The sequence below is a fragment of the Streptomyces sp. NPDC005485 genome (assembly GCF_040606085.1).
In the GTDB taxonomy this organism is placed as follows: domain Bacteria; phylum Actinomycetota; class Actinomycetes; order Streptomycetales; family Streptomycetaceae; genus Streptomyces.
The window spans coordinates 48,057-73,566 of record NZ_JBEXDZ010000001.1 but is presented as its reverse complement, the minus strand read 5'-3'; the positions used below and the strand labels follow the sequence as shown (position 1 = coordinate 73,566).

20 protein-coding genes and 1 pseudogene are annotated in these 25,510 nt (G+C 70.0%); 4 read left to right on the top strand and 17 right to left on the bottom strand.

Going from position 1 to position 25,510, the window contains the following annotated elements; translation table 11 throughout:
• Positions 1-59: 59 nt before the first annotated feature.
• The 3 genes from ABZS97_RS00400 to ABZS97_RS00390 all read left to right on the top strand — a co-directional run bounded on the left by ABZS97_RS00400 (position 60) and on the right by ABZS97_RS00390 (position 2,425).
• Positions 60-737 (top strand): MOSC domain-containing protein, encoded by a 678-nt coding sequence (locus ABZS97_RS00400; RefSeq protein ID WP_356131547.1) that lies wholly within the window; start codon positions 60-62, stop codon positions 735-737.
• Between the two features lie 108 nt (positions 738-845).
• Positions 846-1,619: an SDR family oxidoreductase gene (locus ABZS97_RS00395; protein ID WP_356131545.1), complete on the top strand. Its 774-nt coding sequence runs from the start codon at positions 846-848 to the stop codon at positions 1,617-1,619.
• Positions 1,620-1,717: 98 nt separating this feature from the next.
• Positions 1,718-2,425: an ester cyclase gene (locus tag ABZS97_RS00390; RefSeq protein ID WP_356131542.1), complete on the top strand. Its 708-nt coding sequence runs from the start codon at positions 1,718-1,720 to the stop codon at positions 2,423-2,425.
• A 68-nt stretch (positions 2,426-2,493) separates the two neighbouring features.
• Here ABZS97_RS00390 and groL read toward each other — a convergent pair whose 3' ends face one another.
• The 4 genes and pseudogenes from groL to ABZS97_RS00370 form a co-directional block, all read right to left on the bottom strand.
• A complete protein-coding gene (groL, locus tag ABZS97_RS00385; RefSeq protein ID WP_356131539.1) occupies positions 2,494-4,116 on the bottom strand; it encodes a chaperonin GroEL in 1,623 nt (540 codons plus the stop codon).
• A gap of 120 nt (positions 4,117-4,236) precedes the next feature.
• Positions 4,237-4,545, bottom strand: coding sequence for a co-chaperone GroES (groES, locus tag ABZS97_RS00380; RefSeq protein ID WP_356131536.1), 309 nt, complete (start codon positions 4,543-4,545; stop codon positions 4,237-4,239).
• A 474-nt stretch (positions 4,546-5,019) separates the two neighbouring features.
• Positions 5,020-5,193: pseudogene (locus ABZS97_RS00375) on the bottom strand (polysaccharide deacetylase); the annotation flags it as partial.
• A 10-nt stretch (positions 5,194-5,203) separates the two neighbouring features.
• Positions 5,204-6,178, bottom strand: a complete 975-nt coding sequence (locus ABZS97_RS00370) for a polysaccharide deacetylase family protein (protein ID WP_356131533.1) — start codon at positions 6,176-6,178, stop codon at positions 5,204-5,206.
• A gap of 72 nt (positions 6,179-6,250) precedes the next feature.
• Here ABZS97_RS00370 and ABZS97_RS00365 point away from each other — a divergent pair, with 72 nt between their 5' ends.
• Positions 6,251-7,492 carry a class I SAM-dependent methyltransferase gene (locus ABZS97_RS00365; RefSeq protein WP_356131963.1) on the top strand — a complete coding sequence of 414 codons (1,242 nt, stop codon included), beginning with the start codon at positions 6,251-6,253 and terminating at the stop codon, positions 7,490-7,492.
• Here ABZS97_RS00365 and ABZS97_RS00360 read toward each other — a convergent pair.
• The 13 genes from ABZS97_RS00360 to ABZS97_RS00300 form a co-directional block, all read right to left on the bottom strand.
• Positions 7,470-9,515, bottom strand: coding sequence for a cell wall-binding repeat-containing protein (locus ABZS97_RS00360; RefSeq protein WP_356131959.1), 2,046 nt, complete (start codon positions 9,513-9,515; stop codon positions 7,470-7,472). The genes ABZS97_RS00365 and ABZS97_RS00360 overlap by 23 nt on opposite strands.
• Positions 9,516-9,671: 156 nt before the next feature.
• The gene (locus tag ABZS97_RS00355) at positions 9,672-10,952 is read right to left on the bottom strand and encodes a sigma-70 family RNA polymerase sigma factor (RefSeq protein WP_356131531.1); all 1,281 of its coding nucleotides are present in this window, start codon (positions 10,950-10,952) and stop codon (positions 9,672-9,674) included.
• A 97-nt stretch (positions 10,953-11,049) separates the two neighbouring features.
• Complete coding sequence (locus tag ABZS97_RS00350) at positions 11,050-11,406, bottom strand: YciI family protein (protein WP_356131528.1); 357 nt, start codon at positions 11,404-11,406, stop codon at positions 11,050-11,052.
• Between the two features lie 168 nt (positions 11,407-11,574).
• Entirely contained in the window at positions 11,575-12,957 is a 1,383-nt protein-coding gene (locus ABZS97_RS00345; protein WP_356131525.1) for an FG-GAP and VCBS repeat-containing protein, read from the bottom strand.
• 85 nt (positions 12,958-13,042) lie between these two features.
• Entirely contained in the window at positions 13,043-14,029 is a 987-nt protein-coding gene (locus ABZS97_RS00340) for an LCP family protein (RefSeq protein ID WP_356131956.1), read from the bottom strand.
• A 190-nt stretch (positions 14,030-14,219) separates the two neighbouring features.
• Positions 14,220-15,551, bottom strand: a complete 1,332-nt coding sequence (locus ABZS97_RS00335; RefSeq protein WP_356131522.1) for an endo-1,4-beta-xylanase — start codon at positions 15,549-15,551, stop codon at positions 14,220-14,222.
• A 221-nt stretch (positions 15,552-15,772) separates the two neighbouring features.
• Positions 15,773-16,822 carry a LacI family DNA-binding transcriptional regulator gene (locus ABZS97_RS00330; RefSeq protein WP_356131519.1) on the bottom strand — a complete coding sequence of 350 codons (1,050 nt, stop codon included), beginning with the start codon at positions 16,820-16,822 and terminating at the stop codon, positions 15,773-15,775.
• 156 nt (positions 16,823-16,978) lie between these two features.
• Positions 16,979-19,207, bottom strand: coding sequence for a glycoside hydrolase family 3 N-terminal domain-containing protein (locus ABZS97_RS00325; protein ID WP_356131516.1), 2,229 nt, complete (start codon positions 19,205-19,207; stop codon positions 16,979-16,981).
• Between the two features lie 32 nt (positions 19,208-19,239).
• Positions 19,240-20,100: a carbohydrate ABC transporter permease gene (locus tag ABZS97_RS00320; RefSeq protein WP_356131513.1), complete on the bottom strand. Its 861-nt coding sequence runs from the start codon at positions 20,098-20,100 to the stop codon at positions 19,240-19,242.
• Positions 20,097-21,137, bottom strand: coding sequence for a sugar ABC transporter permease (locus ABZS97_RS00315; protein WP_356131510.1), 1,041 nt, complete (start codon positions 21,135-21,137; stop codon positions 20,097-20,099). Before ABZS97_RS00315 ends, ABZS97_RS00320 begins: the two co-directional genes overlap by 4 nt.
• 8 nt (positions 21,138-21,145) lie before the next feature.
• Positions 21,146-22,450, bottom strand: a complete 1,305-nt coding sequence (locus tag ABZS97_RS00310; protein ID WP_356131507.1) for an extracellular solute-binding protein — start codon at positions 22,448-22,450, stop codon at positions 21,146-21,148.
• Positions 22,451-22,619: 169 nt separating this feature from the next.
• A complete protein-coding gene (locus ABZS97_RS00305; protein WP_356131504.1) occupies positions 22,620-23,639 on the bottom strand; it encodes a LacI family DNA-binding transcriptional regulator in 1,020 nt (339 codons plus the stop codon).
• 104 nt (positions 23,640-23,743) lie between these two features.
• Positions 23,744-25,459 carry a caspase family protein gene (locus ABZS97_RS00300; RefSeq protein WP_356131502.1) on the bottom strand — a complete coding sequence of 572 codons (1,716 nt, stop codon included), beginning with the start codon at positions 25,457-25,459 and terminating at the stop codon, positions 23,744-23,746.
• Between the last annotated feature and the right edge of the window lie 51 nt (positions 25,460-25,510).

The following is a 25,510-nucleotide window of genomic DNA, read 5'->3' as shown; positions in this document are numbered from 1 at the left end:
TTGGGTACGGCGCCGAATAATGCGTCGTGGCTTTGCCGGGAATCGCCTAGCGTGCTCGTATGAAGCTTCTGTCGCTGAACCTGGGCCGTCCGCAGGCTGTCACCTATACGGACCAGCCGGAGGGCCTGACCGGCATCGACAAGCAGCCGGTCGACGGACCGGTGCGCATAGCGGCGCCCGGGCCCAAGGGGATCGGCGCGAGCGGGCTGGCCGGGGACGCGGTGTGCGACACGCGCCACCACGGCGGCGACGACCAGGCCGTGTACGCGGTCGCGCGCGAGGACCTCGACGGCTGGGAGCGGGAGCTCGACCGGGCGCTGCCCAGCGGCTCCTTCGGCGAGAACCTCACGACCGAGGGGCTCGACGTGTCCGGCGCGCTGATCGGCGAGCGCTGGCGCATCGGCTCCGACGTGATCCTGGAGGTCACCTGCGGCCGCATCCCCTGCCGTACGTTCCAGGAGCATCTCGGCGAGCGGCGCTGGGTGCGGCGCTTCACCCACAAGGGTGCACCCGGCGCCTATCTGCGGGTGGTCGAGCCGGGCGAGATCCGCTCCGGCGACCCGATCGAGATCGTGCACCGGCCGGACCACGACGTGACGGTCGCCCTCCAGTTCCGCGCCGTCACCCTCGAACGGGGGCTGCTGCCGCGGCTGCCGGCGGCGGGTGACGCGCTGCATCCGGAGGCGCGGAAGAACGCTCAGGAGTACGTGGCGAAGCACGGGGTCAGCCCTCGCTGAGCCGCCGTGTCGCTCAACTCGCAGGGCCTGCAAGGACTTTGCGTCGGGTCCGTGAGAAGGCGGCCCGGTGGGCGTGGAGGGCCTCGACGAGGTCACTAATCTTTCCCCATGACAACGGCTCTGATTACGGGTTCGACCGCGGGCATCGGCGCCGCCTTCGCACGGCGCCTCGCGGCCGATGGCCACAACCTCGTCCTTGTGGCGCGCGACACCAAGCGGCTGCGTGAGCAGGCCACCGAACTGCACGACCGGCACGGCATCGAGGCGGAGGTGCTGACGGCCGACCTGGCGACGGACGACGGCATCGAAGCCGTGGCCGCGCGGCTGGGCGACCGCAAGAACGCCGTCGACCTGCTGGTGAACAACGCGGGCTTCGGCAACAAGGGCCGCTACCTCGACGTGTCGATGGCCGACGAGCTGAAGATGCTCAAGGTGCACTGCGAGGCGGTGCTCCGGCTGACCTCCGCCGCGACCGAGGCCATGCGGGAGCGCGGCCGGGGCGGTGTCGTCAACGTCGCCTCGGTGGCCGCTTTCGTGCCGCGCGGTACGTACGGGGCGTCCAAGGCGTGGGTCGTGCAGTTCACGCAGGGCGCGGCGAAGGACCTGGCGGGCAGTGGCGTACGGCTGATGGCGCTGTGCCCCGGCTTCGTGCGCACCGAGTTCCACGAGCGTGCCGGGATGGGCACCGACAACATCCCCAAGTGGATGTGGCTGGACGCGGACAAGCTGGTCGCGGCGGCGCTCGGGGACCTGGCGCGCGGCAGGTCGCTGTCCATTCCGGACCCGCGCTACAAGGCGCTCATGGGCGTGGTGAAGGTGACGCCGCGTGCGCTGCTGGGCGGGGTCACGTCGAGGACGGGGCGGAAGTACGGGCCTCAGTAGCCGGGGGACGTACGAGCTGTCATGGCGCAGGGTGGCGTCGCCGTACCGGTGGGACAATGAGGTCATCGACCGGACCCAGGGGGGCCGGAGGCGGCGCCATGACATTTGTGCAGCTCATAGACTGCAGGACCAGTCGGTTCGACGAGATGGACCGGCTGATGGACACATGGGTCGAGCAGACCAAGGGGAAGCGGACCGCGACGCACAGCGTCATCGGGAAGGACCGGTCCGACGACTCCCACTTCATCGAGATCGTGGAGTTCCCGTCGTACGAGGAAGCGATGCGGAACTCGAATCTGCCGGAGACCGACCGGATCTTCCGGGAGATGGTCTCGCTGTGCGACGAGATGCCGACGTTCACCGATCTGGACGTGGTGCGGGACGACGATCTGTACGCGGTGAACATCCGCAGACTCTTCGAGGAGATGGGCACCAGCGGTGAACTCCCGCCGCTCGACGGCCTGATCGCCGAGGACTACCACGACCACGACCCCGCCAACGAGCAGGACACCATGGGGCGGGACGCGATACGGCGCGAGATGGAGATGTGGCGCGGCGGGTTCTCGTTCACGTTCACCGTGGAGGACCAGATCTCCGAGGGCGACCGGGTCTGCACCCGCTGGACCTGGAGCGGCACCCACAAGGGTGACTTCATGGGCCTTGCGGCGACCGGCAGGAAGGTCTCCATGACCGGCTCGACGATCTTCCGCTGCCGTGAGGACGGCAAGATCGTCGAGGGCTGGTGGGAGTACGACCGGCTCGGACTGATGGCCCAACTCGGGGCGCTGGACGCCTTGGAGCAGTAGTACGGCAGCGGAAAGGCCCGGCACTCCTGGAGTGCCGGGCCTTCCTGCCGCTTACCTACCGACGTACGTCAGTGGGAGTGCCCGTGGCCGTGACCGGCCTCGGCCTCCTCCTCGGCCGGCTTCTCGACGACCAGGGTCTCGGTCGTGAGGAGCAGGGAGGCGATGGAGGCGGCGTTCTCCAGGGCGGAGCGGGTGACCTTGACCGGGTCGATGACGCCCTGCTTGACCAGGTCGCCGTACTCGCCGGTCGCGGCGTTGAAGCCCTGGCCCTTGTCGAGCTCGGCGACCTTGGAGGTGATGACGTAACCCTCCAGGCCGGCGTTCTCGGCGATCCAGCGCAGCGGCTCGACAGCGGCGCGGCGCACGACCGCGACACCGGTGGCCTCGTCGCCGGTCTTGTCGAGGTTGCCCTCCAGGACCTTCACGGCGTGGACGAGCGCGGAGCCACCACCGGAGACGATGCCCTCCTCGACCGCGGCGCGGGTCGCGGAGATGGCGTCCTCCAGACGGTGCTTCTTCTCCTTCAGCTCCACCTCGGTGGCGGCGCCGACCTTGATCACGCACACGCCGCCGGCCAGCTTCGCGAGGCGCTCCTGGAGCTTCTCGCGGTCCCAGTCGGAGTCCGTGTTCTCGATCTCGGCCTTGATCTGGTTGACGCGGCCCGAGACGTCGGCGCTGTCGCCGCCGCCGTCGACGATGGTCGTGTCGTCCTTGGTGACCGTGACGCGGCGGGCGGTGCCCAGCACGTCCAGGCCGACCTGGTCGAGCTTGAGGCCGACCTCCTCGGCGATGACCTGACCACCGGTGAGGGTGGCGATGTCGCCGAGCATGGCCTTGCGGCGGTCACCGAAGCCGGGGGCCTTGACCGCGACCGCGTTGAACGTGCCGCGGATCTTGTTCACGACCAGGGTCGACAGGGCCTCGCCCTCGACGTCCTCGGCGATGATCAGCAGCGGCTTGGAGGCGTTGGTCTGGATGACCTTCTCAAGCAGCGGCAGCAGGTCCTGGATGGAGCTGATCTTGCCCTGGTGGATCAGGATGTACGGGTCGTCGAGGACGGCCTCCATACGTTCCTGGTCGGACACCATGTACGGGGACAGGTAGCCCTTGTCGAAGGCCATGCCCTCGGTGAAGTCCAGCTCCAGGCCGAAGGTGTTGGACTCCTCGACGGTGATGACACCGTCCTTGCCGACCTTGTCCATCGCCTCGGCGATGAGCTCGCCGACCTGCGAGTCCTGCGCGGAGAGCGCTGCGACGGCGGCGATGTCCGACTTGTCGTCGATCGGACGGGCGGTCTCGAGGAGCTCCTCGGACACGGCCTTGACCGCGGCGTCGATGCCCTTCTTCAGGAGGGCGGGCGACGCGCCGGCCGCGACGTTGCGCAGACCCTCGCGGACGAGCGCCTGGGCCAGCACGGTGGCGGTGGTCGTACCGTCACCCGCGATGTCGTTGGTCTTGGTCGCCACCTCCTTCACCAGCTGGGCGCCGAGGTTCTCGTACGGGTCGTCGAGCTCGACCTCGCGGGCGATCGTGACACCGTCGTTGGTGATGGTGGGGGCGCCGAACTTCTTGTCGATGACGACGTTGCGGCCCTTGGGGCCGATCGTCACCTTGACCGTGTCGGCAAGCTTGTTGACGCCGCGCTCGAGGGCGCGACGGGCGTCCTCGTCGAACTTCAGGATCTTCGCCATGGGAGCGATTCAGCCCTCTCGGAAATCTAGGGAGAACGAAACTGCGCCCCAGGCACCCGGCTTCTCAGCGATTGCGGGGGCCAGGGGCGCAGTTCAAAGCACTATTTGCTTAAAGGTGAACTACTTCTCGATGATCGCGAGCACGTCGCGAGCCGAGAGGACGAGGTACTCCTCGCCGCTGTACTTCACCTCGGTGCCGCCGTACTTGCTGTACAGCACGATGTCGCCGACCTTCACGTCGAGCGGCAGGCGCTCGCCGTTCTCGAAGCGGCCCGGGCCCACGGCCAGGACGACGCCCTCCTGGGGCTTCTCCTTGGCGGTGTCCGGAATGACCAGGCCAGAGGCCGTGGTCTGCTCGGCGTCGAGCGGCTGGACCACAATGCGGTCCTCGAGCGGCTTGATGGCAACCTTGGAGCTGGTGGTCGTCACGATCCGACCTCCCCCTTCGGAGATCTCACGGGGTTAACTGTCTGAGGTGGCGACCAGGTGGATCCGTCGTCGCGGGTGCCGGATCTGCCCGTCGCTATTGGCACTCTCCAGGGGGGAGTGCCAGACCCGAGACTATGACCGCGATTAGCACTCGGTCAAGCGGAGTGCCAATTGCCTGCGGCGCGGCGGCAGGTTTTGGGCGCCCGGGGCCGGGGTGGGCCGCCCCTGGGGGCTCCGCCCCCAGACCCCCGTGTCGCGCTGACGCGCTCGTCCTCAAACGCCGGACGGGCTGAAATACCACCGGCCTCAAACGCCGGACGGGCTGAAATGCCACCGGTCTCGCACGCCGGACGAGCCGAAACCCCCGCCGGTCAGGCGCCTGGCGGGCTAACGCGGCCGGAGCGTCGGCGTGGGCGGTCTCGTGGGCGCCTTCGTGGGCGACGGTGTGGGTGAGGAGGGGCGTGTCGGGGCGTGGGGGGCGGGCAGGCCTCGGCGGCGGTAGTCGGCGACGGTCGGGCCGTGCGGGCGGACCCGCTGTGCGGCCTTCTTGCCCAGGCGTTCGATGGGGTCGACGGACTGGGCGCAGCCGGCCAGCGGGGCGAGCAGCAGGGGGGCGAGCAGCGCGGCGGCCAGGGCGCGCGGCCTCATGGTCGGTCCTTCACAGGTAGTCCTCCAGTCGCGCCACCGCGTAGCCCTCGTCCGTGACCTTCTTCAGGAAGCGGCGGACCATGTCGGGCATGGTCCCCTTCCAGTCCTTCCGGCCGCGGAAGTGGGTGAGGACGATGTCGCCGGGGTGCAGGTCCTGGTCCCACTCGCGGTACTCCCAGTGGTCGACGTAGACCTCCTCGTCCCAGATCGGGGCGTACTTGATGCCGCAGGACTTCGCCGCACGCAGGGTGTCCTCGTTGTAGTTGCCATAGGGCGGGCGGAAGAGCTTCGGGCGCTTTCCGTACTGCTTGGCCATGATGTCCTGCATGCCGCAGATCTCGTGCTTCTGACGCTCGTAGGAGAGTCCGGGAAGGTACGGGTGGTGGAGGGTGTGGTTGTTCAGCACGACACCGCGGTCCCGCATCTTCTTGAAGTAGCCGTAGTTGTCCTTCACCAGGTAGTCGCTGAGGAAGGCGGTGTACGGGATCCGCAGCTCGCTCATCATCCGCAGGAACGCCGGGTCCTTCTCGGCGCCGTCGTCGATGGTCAGGAAGACGACCCTGTCCTTGGTGGGGATGGTGGTGAAGACCGGGGGCAGATCCTCCTGGCCGTCCACCTCGAAGCCCTTGCGTGCCCTGATCAGCGGCTTGTGCGCCGGGGGTGCCGGTGCCGCGAGCGGCACCTTCGCCAGGCCCCAGCGCTTCGCCGCGGCCACGCGCGCGGCGTACGCGGCGCGCAGGTGGGAGGCGTACGTGTCCAGGGCGCGCGCGGGCGGTGCCTTCAGTGGCTGTTGGCCGGGGGCGGGCCGTACACGGGCGCTGGGGGCGTTCTCGGCGCAGCCGGAGGCGAGGGCGGCTACGGCGAGTACGGCGATCGCGCCGCGGGCGCGGGCGCGCGGCCGTCTCCTGCGCCGTGCGTGCGCGGGACGGCGCGCCCGGCCTGCGAGCTTCATGCGGTTTTCTTCATTTTGTCCTACTAGTCGCATGGGGCCGGATCTTCCCAGGCCACGGCCCGCGCGGGGCCCCGACACCGCGGCCGGAAGCACACCGTCCACCGACTGGCCCACAATGACCTGGTGAACGACCTCTCCTTCGCCGCCCTGCTCACCCCCGAGGGCCGCGCCCTCCTCGACGAGGTGCGCGGCACCGACCCGGCGCAGGAGCTGGCCGTCGCGACCCGGCTGCGCCGCGAGCACCCGGTCGAGCTGGTCTCGGCGGCGCTCGGCCAGGCGCGGCTGCGGCAGCGGGCGGCGGCGAAGTTCGGGGCCGCGGACGCGGAGCGGATGTTCTTCACGCCGAACGGGGTCGAGCAGTCGACGCGGACGAGCGTGGCGGCGTACCGCGCCCGGCGGTTCGAGGAGCTGGGCGTGCGGTCCGTGGCGGACCTGTGCTGCGGGATCGGCGGCGACGCGATCGCGCTGGCCCGCGCCGGGATCAGGGTCCTCGCCGTCGACCGGGACCCGCTGACGGCGGCGGTGGCGCGCGCGAACGCCGAGGCGCTCGGGCTGGGGGACCTGATCGAGGTGCGCGAGACGGATGTGACGGAGGTGGACACGTCGTCGTACGACGCCGTCTTCGTGGACCCGGCGCGGCGCGGTGGGCGAGGCCGGATCTTCGACCCCGAGGCGTACTCGCCGCCGCTGTCATGGGCGGTCGAGGCGGCCCTGAAGGCACCAAGAGCCGCGCTGAAGGTCGCCCCCGGCATTCCGCACGAGGCCGTACCCGCCGAGGCGGAGGCCGAGTGGATCTCGGACGGCGGGGACGTGAAGGAGGCCGTGCTGTGGTTCGGCACGGAGCCGGGGCTCGTGCGGGCCACCCTGCTTCCCGGGCCGCGCGTCCTGCGCGGGCGCGGGCTGCCCGATCCTCGAGTACGGCCGGTGGGGCGGTACTTGTACGAGCCCGACGGGGCCGCCATCCGCGCTCATCTGGTCGCCGAGGTCGCCGAGGAACTGGACGGCGGGCTCGTCGACGAGAGCATCGCCTACGTCACGGCGGACGAACTGCGGTCGACTGCGTATGCGACGGCGTACGAGATCACCGATCAACTCCCCTTCGGCGTCAAGAAGTTGAAGGCGCTGCTGCGGGAGCGCGGGGTCGGGGTGCTGACGGTGAAGAAGCGCGGGTCGGCCGTGGAGCCGGAGGAGTTGCGGCGCAAGGTACTGCCGAAGGGGCACGGGCCGCACTCCGCGACCGTGTTCCTGACGCGGGTCGCGGGCGCCCCGACCATGCTGATCGGGGCACCCGCGAAGCCGTCCGCCGCTACCGGCGCGGCAACCGCTACTGGTGCCGGACCGTCCTGAGCGCGTCCAGGTTCGGCTCGGCGCCCATCGGTCCGGACCGCTCCACCGTGTGCGCCGCGCCGTCGTTCGTGCGCAGCGCGAAGGTGCTCTGCCGCGTGTCCGCGGGCTCCACGCCCTTGTAGTAGGGGTGGTAGACGAACTGGCTGCTGCTCGCACTGATCGAGGCGCCCGCCGTGTCCAGCGTGCCCGACGCGATCGATCCCGTACCGCCGAAGCCGGCCACGAACTGCACGCTCGCGGACTCGCGCAGCAGGTAGTTCTTCGCGTCGCCGGACAAGGTGTCGCGCGAGGTCCACAGCACCGGGCCGTAGACGTTCATCGCCGCACCGGCCGAGACACCGCCGCGCCAGGTGTTGGTGTAGGCGAGCGCGGCCTGGCTCGGCGCGGTCCACCAGAACTTGGCGACGGCGACCGAGGTCGCCTCGTGAGTGCTCGCGGTGATCGGGTAGTACGTGTACGTCGAGGGCCAGTGGGAGAGGTACGTGTGCGTCAGCGCGTACTTCGCCGAGGCGCCCACCGGGATGACCATGGTCTTGTCCGGGTTCAGGCCGTTGAGGTAGCCCTTCACCGAGTCGGTCAGCTTGTTGCCGTCGTTGAGGACGACGGTGGCCGTGCTGCTCGTGCCGTCGGAGCCGGCCGCGGAGGCCGCCGCGAGGGCCGAGTGGTAGTCGGTGCCGGTCGCCAGGAACACGTACTCCGGGCTGCTGGTGATGGACTTCGCCACCGCGACCGACGTCGAGTAACGGGACACGCCCGCAAGGCGCTTGGGGGTGAAGCCGAGCGACGTCACCTGCGAGGAGACCGTGCTGCTGAGGATGGACGTGCCGCCGACGAGGTAGACGTTCGCACCCGGCTTCAGCGTCCGCTTCAGTTCGGCCTTCACCGCCGACGACAGCCCGCTCTTCGGGGTCATCAGCACCGGCCCGCGCTTCTTGCCGGCCAGTGCGGGCGCGGTGAGCGAGTACGCCGAGTCGTCCCGGTTGATCAGCACCGCGGCCTTGGCGTCCAGCAGGCCCGGCCGGCTCTGGCCGACGGTGTTCCAACTCCAGTGCGAGGAGGCGATGTTGGAGTCGTAGGTGTCGGTGCCCCAGACCCGGCCGGTGCCGTTCTTGCGCAGCGGCTGCCAGGAGGGGTTGTAGCCGAAGTGGCCGCTCTGGTGGCCCCCGACCTTCGTGAACGCGCCGGTGGCCACGTCGACGTACTCCGTCGTGTGCACGCTGCCGCTGTCGTTCGAGGTGTCGGCGTCGAAGACGATCCGCTTGCCGGTCGGCGACCAGGAGGGGGCGCCGTGGTGGCGGGCTTCGGTGGTGAGCTGCTTCACTCCGGTGCCGTCGGCGTTCGCGGTGAAGATCTGCCGCCAGCCGTCGACGATCCGGGTGAACGCGAGGCGGTTGCCGTCCGGGGAGTAGTCGGGCTCTTCGGCGTTGGTCAGGACGCGCTTCACGGTGTTCGCCGTCGCGTCGTAGACCCAGATGCCGTCGTTGTCGTAGCAGCCGTAGTTCTTGCGGCGCTCGAAGGCGAGCTTGCCCGAGGAGCTGACGGTCGGGTCGTTGTCGCAGACCGTGGACGGCTCCTGGGCGTCCGTCAGCAGCGGGTGGGGCGCCCAGGAGCCGTCGGAGGGGCCCACGACGAGCTGGCCGGCCGTGGAGAAGACGATGTAGCGCCCGCCCCACCAGTAGGCCAGGTCCGTGTAAGAGGCACTGGCGCGGACGCCGGTGGCCCAGGGCAGGGTGATCTTCGAGGCTCCGCTCGGCCTGATGCCGACGATCTGGCTCTGCGCGGCGATGAACCGGCTGCCGTCCGGAGCCCAGGCCGCGGAGTCCGCGTATGCCAGGTTGGGCACTTCGGTCGCCGTACCGGTGGCCGGGTTGATCAGCGACGGGCCGTCGGTGAGGATCTTGCCCTCGGTGCCCGCCCAGGGCCCGGCGTCGTCGGCGGCAGCGCCCGGCGCGGTCGCCAGGGTGCCCACGGCGGCGAGCACCGCCGCGGTCGCGAGCGCGCCGGCACGGCGGCGCGTGAACATGCTCAAGTTGAGTGACCCCCCACGGATCAATGAACCAGATCGATGTAGCCGCCGGCGGGCCGGATCGACGGCTCTCCCCGAGCCCTCGGTTGATCCACAGCCATGCCACAGCGGCTGGAGTGACTGTAATGGCTCGCGAGACGTGGGGGAACAGGGTTACGAATCGCACTCCCGGGCCCGGGCCAGCAGCAGTTCCCGTTCCCGCTCGTTGCGGGCGAGGGACGCGGCCCGCTCGAACTCGGCGCGCGCCTCCGCCGTCCGTCCGAGGCGGGCCAGCAGGTCGCCGCGCACGCTGGGCAGCAGGTGGTAGTCGCGCAGGGCGGGCTCCGCGGCGAGGGCGTCGACGAGGGCGAGGGCGGGCTCCGGGCCCTCGGCCATGGAGACGGCGACGGCCCGGTTCAGCTCCACGACCGGAGACGGGGCGCGGGCGGCGAGAAGGTCGTAGAGGGCGGCGATCTGTCGCCAGTCGGTGTTCTCGTACGCGTACGCCTGCGCATGGCACGCGGCGATGGCTGCCTGCAGGGCGTACGGGCCCGGTCCGCCGGTGGCGACGGCGTCGGCGCGGCCCAGTGCGGCGAAGCCGCGGCGGATCAGCATCCGGTTCCAGCGGCGGCGGTTCTGGTCCCGGAGCAGCACCGGCTCGCCGTTCGGCCCGGTGCGAGCGGCGGCGCGCGACTCCTGGAGCTCCAACAGTGCGACCAGGCCGTGCACTTCGGGTTCCTTCGGCATCAGCTCGGCGAGGACGCGGGCCAGTCGAAGGGCGTCCTCGCACAGGGCGGGCCGCAGCAGGTCGTCGCCGGCGGTTGCGGCGTAACCCTCGTTGAAGATGAGGTAGATGACCTCCAGGACCGAGCCGAGCCGGGCCTCGCGCTCGGGCCCGTACGGCACTTCGAAGTCGACCCCCTTCGTCGCCAGCGTCCGCTTGGCGCGCACGATGCGCTGGGCGACCGTCGCCTCCGGGGCGAGGTAGGCGCGGGCGATCTCTGGTGTGGTGAGGCCGCCGAGCAGTCGCAGGGTGAGCGCGATGCGGGACTCGGCCGACAGCACGGGGTGGCAGGCGGTGAAGACGAGCCGGAGCAGGTCGTCGTCGATGTCGTCGGGGTCGGAGGGCTCGTCCAGGTGGTGCGGAGCCACCGTCTCAAGGTGCCGCCCGACCTCCGCCAGCTTGCGCGCGTACCGCTCCCGGCGCCGTACGAGGTCGATCGCGCGGTGCTTGGCCGTGGCCATGAGCCAGGCGCCCGGGTTGTCCGGGACCCCCGCCTCGGGCCACTGCTCCAGCGCCGCGACCAGCGCGTCCTGCGCGAGCTCCTCGGCGATGCCGATGTCCCGGACGATGCGGGCGACGCCGGCGATGATGCGCGGGGACTCGATACGGAAGACGGTTTCGATGGCCTCGTCGGCGCGGCTGTCGGGGCCGGTGGTGGGCTGCTCTGTCACAACCCACCATTCGACACCCACGGCGGCCCGGGGCCAAGGAGGAATCAGAGCCTGTGTCGCATCCCCGGTCGCCCGGCCGGGGATGCGACGCAGGCTCTCAGCCTTCGGCGATCTCCCGCACCTCACAGGTGACCGTCCAGTGCTCCTCGTGCACCTTCAGGAACCGCTTGGTCCACTCGATGGCCTCGGCCATGTCCTTGCACTGCATGAGGGCGTAGCCGCCGACGACCTCCTTGGACTCGGTGAACGGCCCGTCGGTCACGGAGATCTCTCCGCCCTGAAAGTGGACCCGCTTGCCCTGCGCGGACGGCGTGAGCCCGTCGGTGGCGAGCATGACCCCCGCCTTGGTGATCTCCTCGATCAGCTCCCCCATGCGCTGCATCAGCTCGGGGCTCGGGCCCTCTGCGGGCATGGTGTTCTCGTCGATCCGGACCAGGGAGAGGTAACGCGGCATGGTGACTCCTTCGGTACGGCGGCGGGGTGCGTCCCCACCGACCAGGTTGCCGGGCGGGGGCTCTTCCCGCCTCTCATCCCTGCGTCGAACGAGAGCCTCGCGGATCGACACGGTCGGCGGTATTTCTTCGAGAAGTTTTTCGGGAGTGCGTTTCCCCGTCCCTCCGTGCTACCTCAGCTCGTACCCGAGGGCCGCCTTCGAGTACGGCGCCCCCAGGCCCTTGCCGCCGAGGACGAGGGCGGCGTCCGTGACGATCCCGGTGGGGCGGCCGCGGAGTTCCCAGACCGCACCGTCGCCGGAGTTCTCGCCGGGGGCCGCGGCGGCCAGGTCGGCGTAGCCGTTGCCGTTGATGTCGAGGAGCTGGACGGCGCCACCGAAGGCGTCGCCCCTCTCGGCGGTGCCGGGGACGCCGGAGGTGTTCTGGGTGATCGCCTGGGCGCCGGTGCCCGTCAGGCCCGCGCGGCTGCCGTGCAGGAGCTCCACCATTCCCGCCGAGTGGAGGTCGCCGAGTGCCTCGCCGGGGACGCCGACGGCCAGGTCGCCGAGGTGGTCACCGGTGACGTCGGCGATGGCCAGGGCGGCGCCGAAGCGGTCGTTCGTCTCCAGGGTGCCCGGCACGCCTGGGGTGTCCTGCGTAAAGGCCTTCCAGGTGCTGGGCGGGGTGACGCCGGCGGCCGAGCCGTAGGCCACCTGGACCGTCTCGTCGTAGGTGAACCCGACGGCGATGTCGTCGTACCCGTCGCCGTTGAGGTCGCCCAGCGCGACGCCGCCGTCGCCGTCGGGGACGGCCGAGCGCTGGTAGGCCAGGCCGGAGTCGGTGGCGACGTAGAGCTCCGTGCAGAAGTTGCCGTCGCCGCAGTAGACGTGCAGGGCGAGGTCGTCGCGGCCGTCGCCGTCAACGTCACCGGTCGTGCCGTCCCAGACGTCGACGTACTGCAGGTGGTCGGGGTCGAGCGCGGCGGTGGCGGAAGGGGCGCCACCGCGGCTGATCGGGCCGCTCCAGACGGTGGCGGTGGTGCCCGCGGGGTCGTCGCCGGTGGCGAAGGCCGTGCGGAAGAGGGCCAGGTCCAGCATTCCGTCGCCGTCGAAGTCGCCGGTCTGCGTGCTGGAGGCGGAGATCGCCGTGCCGCCCGACAGGCCGCCCGAGCCGCCCCAGACGATGACCGCGCCCCCGCGCCCTCCGACGACCAGGTCCGCGTACCCGTCACCGTTCAGGTCGCCCTTGGACAACTGCGTCCCGAAGCGCTGCCCCGCCGCCGCGGCGCCCGGAATGCCGCTGGTGGCACGGCTGATGACGGTCCGTCGGGTGGTGGACAGGCCGTGCGGGCCGCCGTACGCCACCGTCGCGTAGCCTGCCTTGCTCTGGCCGCCGACGGTGGCTCCGGGCGCGCCGACGGCGAGGTCCTGGTAGCCGTCGCCGTTGAAGTCGTCGCGTACGGGGGCGGTGGCGGCGGCCGTCGTGGCGGACGCGGTCGCCGGGGCGACGCCGAGGGCGATCAGGCCCACCGCCAGCGGGGCCGCCCAACGGGTGTACGAACGCAGGGAGAACATCGGGGCACCCTCTCGTGACGGCGAAACACTCACCGCACGAGACCCGTCGGGGCTCACATTGGTTGTACGCGCCCCCGCGCTCGCCTCACCGCAGCGACTTCCACAGCTTGCTCGCCGCCGGTTCCTCCGCCACCACCCGGTTGTGGTCCGAGGGCGCCGTGACCACCGGCATCGTCACCGTCTTCACGTCCTCGGCGGACAGGCCCTCCAGGCTCTGGCCCAGTTTCATCAGCTCGCCGAGCGAGTCGAGACCGGTGTCGGTCGTGAGGCTGCCGGTGACGGCGTCCGCGACCTTGTACAGCTTGGTGGGGCCGGCCAGCAGATCGGTGGTCGAGATCTGCTCCAACAGGGCTTTGACAAGCTTCTGTTGGAGACCGATGCGGCCGAGGTCGCTGCCGTCGCCTATGCCGTGCCGGGTGCGGGCGAGCGCGAGGGCCTGCTTGCCGTTCAGGTGGTGGTCGCCCGCCTTGAGGTGGAGATGGCTCTTGTCGTCGTCGATGTCCTCGTCGGTGGTGACGTCGACACCGCCCACCGCGTTCACGAGCTTCGCGAAGCCCGAGAAGTCGATCTCGATGTAGTGGTCCATGCGGACGTCCGTCAGGGACTCCACCGTCTTCACCGCACAGACCGGGCCGCCGACCGAGTACGCGCTGTTGAACATCGCGCCGTACGCCACCGCCGTCGTCCCGCCCGAGGGCGTCGGGCACGCCGGGCGTGTCACCAGGGTGTCGCGCGGGATGCTGACCACGGTCGCCGTCGTACGGCCCCGGTCGATGTGGACGACCATCGCGGTGTCGGAGCGGGCGCCCGAGCTGTCGCCGCCGCCGAGCGCCGCGTTCTCCTTGCCGCTGCGCGAGTCGGAGCCGAGGACCAGGATGTTCAGGGCCTCGCTGGGCAGGGCGGAGGCGGACGCCGACGGGGTGGTCACCGCCTTCGCCGGGCGGTCGTCGCCGAGCGCACTGTTGATGTCGACGCTCTTGATGTTGTGGTTCAGGTGCCAGTAGGCCCAGCCCGTCCCGGCGGCGGTCAGCACGAACACGCCTGCCAGCGTGAGGCCGGCGGCCTTCAGCAGGGTCCGCCGCCGGCCCACACGTCTCGGCACGTTGTCGTCCTCGCGCCCGTCTTCTCCAGTCACGCCGAGGAACGTAAGTCCGAATTATTACGGCCGGGAACCTCCGACCGACATTCCTTCGGAAATTCTCATACTTCTCATGCCGGACTCAGTCCGGCTCAGGCCGGTCACAGGAACGCACAGGCCTGCCTCAGCCCAATGTCACCGTCGGTACCGGATTGCTGCCGCTCCACGACGCGTTGAACCCGAACGTCACCGAGCCGCCGTCCGCGACCGTCCCGTTGTACGAGGCGTTCGAGCAGCTCACCGTCGCACCCGACTGGGTGCAGGTCGCGTTCCAGGCCTGCGAGATCTGCTGGCCCGCGCCGTACGTCCAGCCCACCTTCCACGAGGACAGCGAGGCCCCGGAGCAGGCAATCCTCACCTGGCCCGTGAACCCGGAGTTCCACTGGCTCACCACGCTGTACGTCGCCGTGCACGCACCCGTCGGCGGAGTCGAGGTCCCGCCCAGCGAGGTCGCGATCGCGCGGTAGGCCGGTTTCGGCGCGTAGTTCTCGTCGTACGGTGTCGCCGCGCCGTAGCCGTCGAAGACGTCCGGGATCCAGGAGTCGGAGTCCGTGAAGCCCCACACGGTGACACCGACGCAGCGGGTCACCGCCACGCACGCGTCCATGACCGTCTTGTAGTCGGCCGCCTGCTGCGTCAACTTCGCGTCAGTGGACGGGAGTTGCATACGGATGTCCAGCTCGGTGATGGCGACGTCGACGCCGAGGTCGGCGAAGCGCTGGATGTTCTGCTGGAACGTGGACGGCACCTGGCCGAGGATCAGGTGGGCCTGGAGACCGACGCCGTCGATCGGAACGCCGCGCGCCTTCAGGGACTTGACCAGGTTGTAGAGGGCGGTGCTCTTCGCGTTGACGCCCTCGACGTTGTAGTCGTTGATGTACAGCTTGGCGCTCGGGTCGGCCGCGTGGGCCCAGGTCAGGGCCTGCGCGATGTAGTCGGAGCCGAGGCCGTTGTACCAGAGCGTTGAGCGGTAGGTGCCGTCCTCGTTGAAGGCCTCGTTCACCACGTCCCAGGCGGCCAGCTTGCCTTTGTAGCGGGTGACTTCGGTGGTGATGTGGTTCTGGAGCAGGCCGCTCAGCTCGGTGGGTGTCCAGCTGCCGTTGGCCAGCCAGCCCGGGTTCTGGCTGTGCCAGACGAGGGTGTGGCCGCGCACCTGCTGGTTGTGGGCCTGCGCGAAGGCGACGATCTGGTCGGCCTCGGCCCAGTTGAAGGTGCCCCGGCTGGGCTCGACCGTCTCCCACTTCATCGCGTTGCCGGGGGTCAGGGAGTTGAACTGGGCCCCGGCGATGTCGCCGTAGGTGCCGGTGAGTTTGGAGCCGGTGACCGCCGTGCCGATGACCTTGCCCTTGGCGGCGGCGAGGTCGCGCAGTGGGATGTCCGCGGCGTGAGCGGTCGCGCCTGCCGCGAGCAGGGCGGCCGCGGCTGTGGCGCCGGTGAACACGGCGGTGAGACGCATGCGCAAGGAGGATCTCATGTGCGGGTGCCTCCGAAAGTTTCGGTCGTGCAACCGATTGACTTCGGAGCAGTGTGGGACCGCTCCCACCCCACGTCAAGACATCTGTCACTGCCGCATCGCGCACACCGCGGGCAATCGCAGATATCAGCCAGACCTGTACCGGCGGCGTCCCGGACATCAGCCAGACCTGCGCCGGCGGCGCCCGTACCGCTCCGCCGGCTCTACGCCGAAGGCGGCGCCGTGCTGCTCCGCACGACCAGGCTGGTGGCCAGCTCCACCCGCGTGCCCGCCGACGGCCGTTCCTCCCGCCCCAGTTCGAGCACCAGTTTCGCCGCCGCCTCCGCCATCTCCGTGAGCGGCTGCCGCACGGTCGTCAGCGGCGGCCCCACCCAGCGGGCCAGCGGCAGGTCGTCGAAGCCGACGACGCTCAGGTCCTCCGGGATGCGCAGCCCGAGTTCGCGCGCGGCCTCGTACACCCCGAGCGCCTGGAGGTCGTTGCCCGCGAAGACCGCGGTGGGACGGTCGGGCAGCCGCAGCAGCTCCAGCCCCTCGCGGTAGCCCATGTCGTGGTGGAAGCTGCCCTGCCGGATCAGTTCGGGGTCGACCGACAGTCCCGCCGTCTCCAGCGCGGCGCGGTAGCCGTCGACGCGGGCGCGGCTGCACATGATCCGCGAGGGCCCGCTGATCGCGCCGATCCGGGTGTGGCCCAGCTCGACGAGGTGGCGCGTGGCGGACAGCCCGCCGTGCCAGTTGGTGGCGCCGACCGAAGGCACGTCGGCGCCCGGGTCGCCGGCCGGGTCCACCACCACGAACGGGATGGAGCGGCTGGTCAGCAGCGCCCGCTGGGACTCGTCGAGGCCGCTGAGCACCAGCACCACGCCGTGCGGGCGGCGGGCGGCGACCTGGTCGGCCCAGGTACGGCCCGGGGTGAGGCGGCCGGCGCTCTCCGAGAGGACGACACTGAGCCCCTCGTCGCGCGCGACGTTCTCGACGCCCCGGATGACCTCCATCGCCCACGCGCTCTCCAACTCGTGGAAGACGACGTCGATGAGCGGCGAGCGGGCGGCCTCGGCCCGGCGCCGCCGGTAGCCGTACGCGCGCAGCAGCTCCTCCACGCGCGTGCGGGTCCCCGGCGCGACGTCGGCGCGGCCGTTGAGCACCTTCGAAACCGTCGGTGCGGACACCCCGGCCTCACGGGCGATCTCGGCGAGCGTCGCCGTCTGCGTGGACCTCGCCGCCGACCGGGACTCCACGGGCTTCGCAGGTTTCATGAACGGGATCGTATCCCTGGGCAAGGTCATGACGGATCCTCTCCGACGCCGGGATTTCCCGGAACATTCGGAGATCGTCCGGAAACATTCGTACGGCGACCAGGGGCACCCACCGCGAAGCCAGCAGAAGGCGCCCCCGGCAGCCCTCACATCACCTCACTTCACCCGCACCTCGCACCGCATCCGCCGCTCCGCTCCCACCACTCGCTCCGCCCCCGTCAGCGTCACCGGCACCACGTGGCGAACGTCGGTCCCGGCGCTGGAGGACGCGAGCCGCAGTTCCAGCGCGCCGGGTTCGACGATCCGGTCGCCGTCCGGGCCGGTGTAGGCGGCCAGGTCCGCGGGAAACGTGAAGTGGACCTCCGCCGAAGCACCCGCTTCGAGGGGCACCCGTGCGTACCCGACCAGGCGGACCACCGGTCGCGCCACCTTGCCGACCGGGTCGTGCAGATACAGCTGGACGACCTCCGTGCCGGCCCGCTCGCCGGTGTTGCGGACCGTGACCCGCAGGGCCGTCTCGCCGTCCGTCGGGAAGGACTCGGCGTCGACGGACGCCGCCGTCCAGTCGTACGTCGAGTAGGACAGCCCGTGCCCGAAGGGGAACAGCGGCGTCGGGTCGAGGTTGCTCGCCCCGCTGACCTGTCCGAGCGGCGGGGCGAGATAGGTGTACGGCTGTCCGGCGGGCTCGCGCGGCACGCTCACCGGGAGCCGCCCCGACGGGTTGACCCGCCCGGACAGGATGCCCGCGACCGCGGGGCCGCCGTCCTGGCCGGGGAAGAACGCCTGCACCACCGCCGCGGCCCGGTCCGCCCAGCGCCCGAGCGCGTACGGCCGCCCGGAGAACACCACCAGCACGACGGGCGTCCCGGAGGCCACCGCCCGGTCCACCAACTCGGCCTGTCCTTCAGGCAGTTCGAGGTCCGCGGCGTCGCATCCCTCGCCCGAGGTGCCGCGCCCGAACAGTCCGGACCGGTCGCCGACCGCGACCACGCACACGTCGGCGGCCGCCGGGTCGTCCCCGATCTCGGCGTCCGGCAGCTCCGCGCGCAGCGCGTCGAGCAGGGTCGGTACGGCGACGCCCATCGGGACGTCGGGGTGGTCGAGGAGGACATGGCGGGGGAAGGTGTAGCAGCCGAGCATGGCCGCCGGGTCGTCGGCGAGCGGACCGAGGACGGCGATCCGCCGCACCCCGGGCGCGAGCGGCAGTGTGCCGTCGCCGTTGGCCAGCAGCACGACCGACTCCTGTGCCAACTGCCGTGCCAGGTCCCGCATGTGGGGCGGATCGAAGTCGACCGTCCCCCCGGCGGCCGGGGGCGCCCAGTCGGGGTCCAGCAGCCCCAGTTCGCACTTCTGCGTCAGTACGCGCAGCGCGGCCCGGTCCACCAGCTCCTCGTCGAGCGGTCCCGATCCATAGCACCGCACGGCAGGCAGCTCCACGTCCACGCCCGCCGCGAGCGCGAGTGCCGCCGCCCCCGCAGGGGAGTCGGTGAGCCCGTGCGCCGACTCCAGGAGGGTCACCCCGAAGTAGTCGGCGACGACCGTGCCGGTGAACTGCCATTCCTCGCGCAGCAGTTGGGTGAGCAATCGGTGGTGCGCATGGGCGGGCAGCCCGTCGACGTCGTTGTACGCGGCCATCACCGACCGCGCGCCGCCCTCCCGCAGGGCCATCTCGAACGGCGGCAGGATGACGTCCGCCAGCTCGCGCGGGCCGATCGACGCGGGCGCGTGGTTGCGGGCGCCGCGCGAGGCCGAGTACCCGGCGAAGTGCTTGAGCGTGGCGACGATGCCCGCCGACTCCAGGCCCTGGACGTAGGCGGTGCCGACGGTCGCCACGAGGTGCGGGTCCTCGCCGATCGACTCCTCGGTGCGGCCCCAGCGCGGGTCCCGTACGACGTCGAGGACGGGGGCCAGACCCTGGTGGATGCCTACGGACCGCATGACGGCGCCGATCGACGACGCCATCTCCTTCACCAGGGCGGGGTCGAAGCTCGCACCCCAGGCGAGCGGGGTCGGGAAGATCGTCGCCTGCCAGGCGGTGAACCCGGTGAGGCACTCCTCGTGCGCGAGGGCGGGCAGCCCGAAGCGGTTCGCGGAGCGGATGCGTTCCTGGAGGGAGGCGAGCCGGGCCGTGCCCTCCGCCGGGTCGACGGGCGAGGTGCCGAAGGGGCGGGTCAACTGGCCCAGCCCGTGCGGCAGAAGCTCCGCCAGGTCGATCTCCTCGGACAGGGCGTGCTGCAGCGGCGCCATGTCCCCGCCCGGCGTCTCGTTCGAGCCGGGCCACACGCTGTAGAGCTGGGCGATCTTCTCCTGGGTGGTCATACGGGCGAGCAGGTCGGCGGCGCGGGCGGCGGCGGGCAGAGCGGGGTCCTGCCAGGGGTGGATCATGTAACTCCTCACAGATACGGGGGGATCGGCCGTCAGCCCTTGGTCGCGCCGAGTGTGATGCCGCCGATCAACTGCCGCTCGGCGACCGCGTAGAAGGCGAGGGCGGGCACCATGGCGAGCACCAGGTAGGCGAAGATGCGGGCCACGTCGGAGGCGTACTGGCCCTGGAACTGCTGGATGCCGACCGGGATCGTCCACCAGGTGGGCTCGCTGAAGACGAGCAGCGGCAGCAGGAACTGGTTCCAGCTGCTCACGATGGCGAGGACGGAGACGGTGCCGAGCGCGGGCCGGGCCAGCGGCAGCAGGATCCGCCAGAAGAACTCGAAGCGGGTGCAGCCGTCGAGGGTCGCCGCCTCCTCCAGCTCCCCCGGGATCTCCCGGAAGAAACCGCGCAGGATGATGATCGTCACCGGCAGTCCGAAGGCCGCCTCGGGCAGGATCACGCCCCACGGGTTGTCCAGCAGTCCGAAGGTGCGCAGCAGGATGAACAGCGGCAGGATCGCCACCGCGAACGGGAACATCAGCCCCATCGTGAACAGGGTGAACATCAACTCCCGTCCGCGGAAGGAGAACCGGGCGAGCGCGTACGCCGCCAGGGCCGCCGTCGTCACCGTCAGCAGGGTGGCGCCCACCGCGATCACCGTGCTGCTGCCGATGGACCGCCAGAACGTGCCCGAGCCGAGCAGCGAGGTGTAGTTCGACGTCACCCATGGCGAGGGCAGCCCGAACGGGTTGGAGGAGAGCTGGTCGGTGGACTTGAAGCCGGAGATCAGGGCGTAGAGGAGAGGGGTGACCATGAAGACGCCGACCACCCACAGGGTCACGTAGACGGGCAGGCTGCGCAGCCGCCGGCGCCGCCGCGCGCTCTTCCGTATCTCCGTCGTGGCGCTCATCGTTTTCCTCGCATGGTGGTGATGGCTCCTTCGGTGTCCCGGCGCAGCACGAAACGCTGGTAGGCGAGGGCGAAGACCAGGCTGATCAGGAACATCACGACGCTGATGGCGCTGGCGTAGCCCATCTGATAGCGCTTGAAGCCGTACTGGACCATGCTGATCGCCATGGTCTCGGAGGCGTGGTCGGGGCCGCCGGTGGTGATGACCCAGACCAGGTCGAAGAGCTGGATGGAGTAGACGACGGAGAGGAACGCGCTGATCCGCAGGGTCGGCGCGAGCAGCGGCAGCGTGATGTGCCAGAAGCGCTGCCAGGTGCCGGCTCCGTCGATGCGCGCCGCCTCCTGCAGCTCGGCCGGAATGCCCTGCAGGCCCGCCAGGTAGAGCATCATGTGGAAGCCGAAGTACTTCCACGTCATGACGATGAAGAGGGTGGGCATCACGCTGTGCTGACCGGCGAACCAGTCGCCGCCCAGCCCGGCGAGACCGACCTTGTCGAGGACCTTGTCGGCGAGCCCCGCGCCCGGCGCGAAGATCATGCTGAACAGCACGCCGGTGATGACCTCGGACAGGATGTACGGGGCGAAGAACAGCATCCGGTACACGGCGCGGCCGCGCAGCTTCTGGTTGAGCAGCACGGCCATGGCGAGCGCGAACGGCAGCTGCAGGATGATGGAGAAGCCGATCAGCAGCGCGCCGCGCCCCAGGTCCCCCATGAACACGGGGTCTTTGAAGAGCCGCGTGTAGTTGTCGAGGCCGATGCTGTCCGAAGGCGAGCCGAAGCCGCCCCAGTTGAAGAAACTGACGTAGATCGCGTAGCCCATCGGCACCAGCACGAGCATGCCGAACAGGACGAGGGCGGGGACCGTGAACACGACGGCCGACAGCCAGTCGCGCACCCGGCGCAGCGGCGACCTGCGGCGCGGCGGGCCGGGAGCGGCGTGGTCCCGGTCGGCGAACTTGCCGACCTCGGACGCGTACGCCGCCGACCCCCCGGAGGAGGCCGAAGAGGTGGCGGGGGTCGAAGTCGAGTGGGTCATCGGCGGCGCTAGCTCTTCTCGCTCTTGGCGACCTGCGTGACCGAACGCGTCACCTGCTCGGGCGACTTGGAGCCCGCGATGAGGGCGGCGACGCTGTCGTTGATCTCCTGGCCGACGGCGGGGGCGTATGCCTGGTCGAGGTAGAGCTGGAAGCCGGTGGCCTTGTTCAGCATCTCGGAGACGGCGGTGAGGTTGGGGTCGGTGAGCGCGCCGAGCGTCTGCTTGGACACCGGAATCAGGCCGGTCTGCTTGACGAGCTTCTCCGCGAACTCCTTCTCGGCGAAGAACTTCAGGAAGTCCAGCGCCTCCTGCGGGGCGTCCTTGCGCAGTGCGTGGCCGCCGCCCCCGCCGAACACCTCGGTGAGCGCGCCCTTTCCGCCCTCGACGGCGGGGAAGGAGAAGAAGCCGAGGTCCTTGCCGATGCCCTTGCCGGAGTCGGCCTCGACGATCGGCGCCCACTGGCCCATCAGCTCCATGGCCGCCTTGCCGTTGCCCATCAGGGCCGCTTCGCCGTTGGGGTCGGAGTAGGCCCCGCCGAGGAATCCCTTCTGGAAGGGCTGCAGCGCGACGAGGTCCTTGAGGTGCTGGCCGGCCTTCACGAAGTCGTCGCCGGTGAAGTCGGCGTCGTCGGAGGCCTTCTGCATCGCGTCGAGACCGGCGACGCGCATCGAGAGGTACGCCCAGTAGTACATGCCGGGCCACTTCTCCTTGCCGGCCAGGGCGATGGGCGTGATGCCCTTGGCCTTCAGGGCGCGGATGGCGTCGAGGTAGGCCGACCAGGTGGTGGGCGGCGTGGTGATGCCGGCCTTCTTGAAGAGCGCCTTGTTGTACCAGAAGCCGACGGCGCCTATGTCGAAGGGGACGGCGTACATCTTGTCGTCGTACTTGTAGGCCTCCATCGAGGCGGGCACGTAGTCGGCGGTCCAGGGGATCTTGCCCGTCAGGTCCTCGACCAGTCCGGCGTCGAGCTGCTGCTTGAGGACGCCGCCGCCCCAGGTGTGGAAGATGTCCGGCAGCTTGCCCGAGGCGATCTGCGCGGTCATCTTCGACTTGTAGGCCTCGTTCTCCATCGTGACGACCTTGATCTTCACGTCCGGGTGCGCGGCTTCGAACTCCTTTGCGCGCTGGGCCCACAGCTTCTTCGCGGGCTGGGTCGTGGTGATGTTCCACCACTCGATCGTCTTCTTGCCCGAACCGCTGTCGCCGTCCGAGGAGCCGCACGCGCTCAGCCCGGCCGCGCCCAGGCCGGTTGCCGCGGAGGCCGCCAGGAACCCACGGCGAGAGAAGTTGGAGGTCGTACCGAACGGTCGCATCGCACACCTTCCGGAAAGGAGCCGAAAATTATCGGTCAAGTGCGCACGGAAGTTACGGGCCGACGACAGGTATGTCAACGCTCCTGACAAATACGGGGGGCGACGAGATCCGCAAGACGGCGACCGGGTGACGAAAGCGCAGGCAGGGGGCGCTGGAGGGGCTCGGGCGTCAGACGAGCGGGGCCGTACTCGCCCGCACCACCAGCTCGGTGGCGAGCTCGATCCGGGGAGAGGCGGGCTCCTCGCCGAGCGCGAGGCGCAGCACCGTACGCGTGGCCAGTTTGCCCATGTCCGCCAGGGGCTGGCGTACGGTCGTCAGCGGCGGCGCCGACCACCGGACCTCGGGCAGATCGTCGAAGCCGACGACGCTCAGGTCCTCCGGAACGCGCAGGCCACGGCGCCGCAGTGCCTCGATCGCGCCCAGCGCCATCTGGTCACTGGAGGCGAACAGCGCGGTCGGCGGCTCGGCCAGGTCGAGCAGGGCGTTGCAGCCGTCGAAGCCGGCGGAGTGGTAGAAGTCGCCGGGCACGATCAGGGCGTCGTCGACGGCGATGCCCTTGCCTTCCAGCGCCGCCCGGTAGCCGTCGAGCCGTGCCCGCGAGCAGAGCAGCCGGGGCGGCCCCGCGATGAACCCGATCCGCCGGTGCCCGAGGCCGAGCAGATGCTCCGTCGCGGCCATGCCACCGGCCCAGTTGGTGGCGCCGACGGTCGGCAGGTCGAGGGAGGGTGAGCCCGCCGGATCGACGACGACCAGCGGCACCCCGAGCCGCCGCAACTCGTCGTGCAGCCGGGGTTCGAGCACCGAGGTCACCAGGATCACGCCGTCCGAGGCGCGCGCCCGCAGATTGGTCATCCACTGCCGGGCCGACCCCGACGCCCCGTGGATGGCGGACACGACCGTGCCCACTCCGGAGGCGTGCGCGACCTCCTCGACGCCTCGGATGATCTCCACGGCCCAGGGGCTGTCGAGGTCGTTGAAGACCAGGTCGATGAGGGCGGCCCGGTCGCCCGGGGCGTTCGCCTTCCGCTGGTAGCCGTGGTGGCGCAGCAGGTCCTCGATCCGGGCCCGGGTCTCGGGCGACACGTCGGAGCGGCCGTTGACGACTCGGGACACGGTGGGCACCGAGACCCCGGCCTGCCGGGCGATCTCGGTGATCGTCACCTTGTTCTTGATGCTCTCCCGGGCCACGCGCCCACCTCCGTTGCCGAAACCTTGCAGGGGCCTTCCGGAATTCCGGGCTCGGCGTGAAGGCTACAGGGAGGGCGCACGGCCGGGTCCGGCCGGACAGCGCTTCAGCGCGGCGAAACGACCTGCCTGAAGAGGCGAATCGGACCGACTGCCGCGCCGCCCAATCTCCCTACGGGCGTACCCAGGGGGAGAGCGACACCGTCTCCGAGCGCACAACCGAAGAGGGCCAGCCCCACCCCGAGTGTGCTGACGCCGGGCAGGATCCCCGTCTGCACGGAGAAGACGAGGATCGGCACGCAATTGGAGAGGGCGACCAGGGTGAGACTCCTGCGAGAAAGCCTGAAGCACCACACGAAGAACATCCCCGCGAAGCCCATCACCTGCAGGGCGATCACCACACCACTGAAATCGTTCGAGCTGCCGTATCCGAGCTCGGCCCGCGGAGTGAAGACACCGGCCAGGACGATCACCGAGGCCGCGAGATAGGACGCGTCACCGTAACCGATCCTGCTGATGCACACGGTCCCGAAAATCGCTCCGCTGAGAGTAATGGCAATCGAGTACAGAAGAATCGGCATATCTCCGCTGATAAAACTGACGAAGACCGGCACGGCGAACAGGAAGGCGACCGTATCGCGCGCGCCGCGTGCACGCCGGGCAGAGGGTCGCCCAAGCATTTCGAGAAATTCCCTGCGCGACTGGGCCGCCCGGGCACACTTCTGCGCGACATGAAGATCCACGAGCGATGTCACGATCAGCAGCACGGAAAACACCATGAGTACCGCCGAGTACAGCATAAACAAATCCGGTTCCATCAGGGGACCATCATCGAGCAGACTGTAATCGTTGTAGTGCCCATAGAGCAGGGAATCCTCATTGGTGGCCATTCCCAACCCCAACAAAGCGATCGCCACGGACACGACGACATACATCATCCCCGAGATGATGTCCCCGTACGAGAAGTCCTTCCGGCGTCGCGCGGTGAGATTGGCCAGGTGAACGCCCAGGGTGAGCCGTTCCGTGTCCGCCTTCCCGGGGCCGGACACAGGCACCGTGCCCACCGCCTGATCCGCTGAGTACGCGCCCTGCGCGCCCACCTGTTCGAGGCGGGCGCGTTTCGCGAGGGCCAGGTCGCCGGATCCGTCGAACTTGCGCCGCGGCAGGGAGTACTTGCCCGAGAGGCGGCTGCTCATGCGCCTGAACACCTCGTCCAGGCTGACGTCAGCGGAATCGTCGAGGTCCTCCGGCTCCGCGTCGAGGGCGTCCGCCAAGGCCTGGGTGAAGGGGCTGGCCGCCCCCGGGGATTCCGCGTCGGCAGCCACGTCGATCGCGCTGGACGCGGTGATGACGTATCGCCCCTTCCCCGCGAGGGAATCCGGCATGACCTGGGCTCTTCCCTTGAAGGCGCCGCTGTGGCAGCAGTCGAGAACAACGACCACCGTGCCCGCCCGCGTCTTCTTCATGATCTTGTTCAGCGAGTCCGCCGAAACCGCGGTGGAGACCATCCTGTTCTGCACCGAGTCCCTGCCGCAGAGAAAAAGCTCCTGCTGCTCCCGAACCCCGTGTCCGCTGTAGTAGAAGAGCAGGGTGTCCCCCGTCTCCCCCTTGGCGAAGAAATCCTCGGCCAGCTCCATGATCTCTTTCGAGGATCGCTCGTAGAAGACTTCCACGTCCTCCGAGCGGAATTTTCCCGTTCGAGGATTCGTGAGCGAAGACCAGAGAATCAGCCCGTCTTTCCGTGGCCCCTCCAGCCCGCGAAATCGGGAAGGGTCCGCAGGGAAGACGGAGTTGCAGATCACCAATGCGCGGTACACCGCCACCCCCGTTCCGCTATGTTGCCCGTCAGGCAACAAGTAGATCGCCCGTATCGT

Excerpts from the sequence above, each read along its gene's own strand:
- ABZS97_RS00400 (WP_356131547.1), top strand. The coding sequence starts at position 60 with ATGAAGCTTCTGTCGCTGAACCTGGGCCGTCCGCAGGCTGTCACCTAT.
- ABZS97_RS00395 (WP_356131545.1), top strand. The coding sequence starts at position 846 with ATGACAACGGCTCTGATTACGGGTTCGACCGCGGGCATCGGCGCCGCC.
- ABZS97_RS00390 (WP_356131542.1), top strand. The coding sequence starts at position 1,718 with ATGACATTTGTGCAGCTCATAGACTGCAGGACCAGTCGGTTCGACGAG.
- groL (WP_356131539.1), bottom strand. The coding sequence starts at position 4,116 with ATGGCGAAGATCCTGAAGTTCGACGAGGACGCCCGTCGCGCCCTCGAG.
- ABZS97_RS00370 (WP_356131533.1), bottom strand. The coding sequence starts at position 6,178 with ATGCGACTAGTAGGACAAAATGAAGAAAACCGCATGAAGCTCGCAGGC.
- ABZS97_RS00360 (WP_356131959.1), bottom strand. The coding sequence starts at position 9,515 with ATGTTCACGCGCCGCCGTGCCGGCGCGCTCGCGACCGCGGCGGTGCTC.
- ABZS97_RS00350 (WP_356131528.1), bottom strand. The coding sequence starts at position 11,406 with ATGCCGCGTTACCTCTCCCTGGTCCGGATCGACGAGAACACCATGCCC.
- ABZS97_RS00345 (WP_356131525.1), bottom strand. The coding sequence starts at position 12,957 with ATGTTCTCCCTGCGTTCGTACACCCGTTGGGCGGCCCCGCTGGCGGTG.
- ABZS97_RS00335 (WP_356131522.1), bottom strand. The coding sequence starts at position 15,551 with ATGCGTCTCACCGCCGTGTTCACCGGCGCCACAGCCGCGGCCGCCCTG.
- ABZS97_RS00330 (WP_356131519.1), bottom strand. The coding sequence starts at position 16,822 with ATGAAACCTGCGAAGCCCGTGGAGTCCCGGTCGGCGGCGAGGTCCACG.
- ABZS97_RS00325 (WP_356131516.1), bottom strand. The coding sequence starts at position 19,207 with ATGATCCACCCCTGGCAGGACCCCGCTCTGCCCGCCGCCGCCCGCGCC.
- ABZS97_RS00320 (WP_356131513.1), bottom strand. The coding sequence starts at position 20,100 with ATGAGCGCCACGACGGAGATACGGAAGAGCGCGCGGCGGCGCCGGCGG.
- ABZS97_RS00315 (WP_356131510.1), bottom strand. The coding sequence starts at position 21,137 with ATGACCCACTCGACTTCGACCCCCGCCACCTCTTCGGCCTCCTCCGGG.
- ABZS97_RS00310 (WP_356131507.1), bottom strand. The coding sequence starts at position 22,450 with ATGCGACCGTTCGGTACGACCTCCAACTTCTCTCGCCGTGGGTTCCTG.